2 protein-coding genes are annotated in these 1,101 nt (G+C 67.2%); both read right to left on the bottom strand.

All coding sequences use genetic code 11. From position 1 onward, the window contains the following. Window positions 1-43: 43 nt before the first annotated feature. The gene (locus ACFV20_RS37125; RefSeq protein ID WP_385665583.1) at window positions 44-355 is read right to left on the bottom strand and encodes a hypothetical protein; all 312 of its coding nucleotides are present in this window, start codon (window positions 353-355) and stop codon (window positions 44-46) included. Further along, complete coding sequence (locus ACFV20_RS37130; RefSeq protein WP_385665586.1) at window positions 356-1,057, bottom strand: alcohol dehydrogenase catalytic domain-containing protein; 702 nt, start codon at window positions 1,055-1,057, stop codon at window positions 356-358. Window positions 1,058-1,101 lie beyond the last annotated feature (44 nt).

The following is a 1,101-nucleotide window of genomic DNA, read 5'->3' on the forward strand; positions in this document are numbered from 1 at the left end:
CATGGGGAACCGCCTTGCCTTCGGGACCGGATGTATCCCCAGCCTAGTGCAGGTCCTCGAAGTGCAGCACGGGTTTCAGGACCTTCCCGGACTTCGCGTCCGCGGCGGCCGAATTGATGTCCCCGAACGCATAGCGGGTGATCATTTTTTCCAGCGGGAACCTGCCCTGCTGGATCAGGTCCACCAAGGCGGGAAGGAACAGCTGCGGAGTCGAGTCCCCTTCCGTGATCCCCAAGACCTGCCTGCCGTTAAGCATGAAGTTCACGTCCAGCTGCACCGTGGACCCCGGAGCGGGGGCACCGATCAGGCCCAGCTTGCCCAGCGGCGCCAGCGCGTCCGCCGCGGTGGCTGCCACCTAGGTGCTGCCCGTGGTTTCAAGCGCTTGCGTGATTCCCGCGCCGCCGGTCAGTTCAAACAGGGCCTGCAGCGCGTCGGTGCTGCCGGAATTGACGACGTCGGTGGCTCCCAGCTCGCGGGCCAGTTCCAGGCGGGAGTCCACCAGGTCCATGACCACGATGCGCGTTGACCCGCCGAGCGCGGCCGCCATGACCGCCGAGAGGCCCACGGGACCGGCACCGAACACGGCAAGGGTGGATCCCGGTTCGGGACGCAGGACGTTCATGACCGCTCCGGCACCGGTCTGCACGCCGCAGCCCAGCGGCGCCAGCAGGGCCAGGTCCGCTTCCGGGTCCACCTTGGTGACTCCGCGTTCGTCGGCCAGCACCAGGTTGGAGAAGGAGGACTGGGCGAAGAAGTGGCCGTGCACTCCCTTACCGTCCTTGCTGATCGTGGCGCTGCCGTCCAGCCGCTGCCCGCCCACCAGGTTGAGCTCCAGGAAGTAGGTGCAGTAGGCGGGGTGTCCGCTGCGGCAGTTCCGGCATTCACCGCAGCTGGTGAAGCTGAGCAGCACGTGGTCTCCGGGCACCACGGACGTCACGGCAGAGCCGACGGCCTCCACGATTCCGGCGCCCTCGTGCCCCAGCACTCCGGGCAGCGGGAAGGGAATGTGCCCGGCCTGGACCCCCAGGTCCGTGCCGCATACTCCGGCTGACTTCACCCGGACAATTACCTAGTCGGGCCGCGGTTGTTACATGAGAACAT

This window comes from Streptomyces sp. NPDC059696 (assembly GCF_042733745.1).
GTDB lineage: Bacteria > Actinomycetota > Actinomycetes > Streptomycetales > Streptomycetaceae > Streptomyces.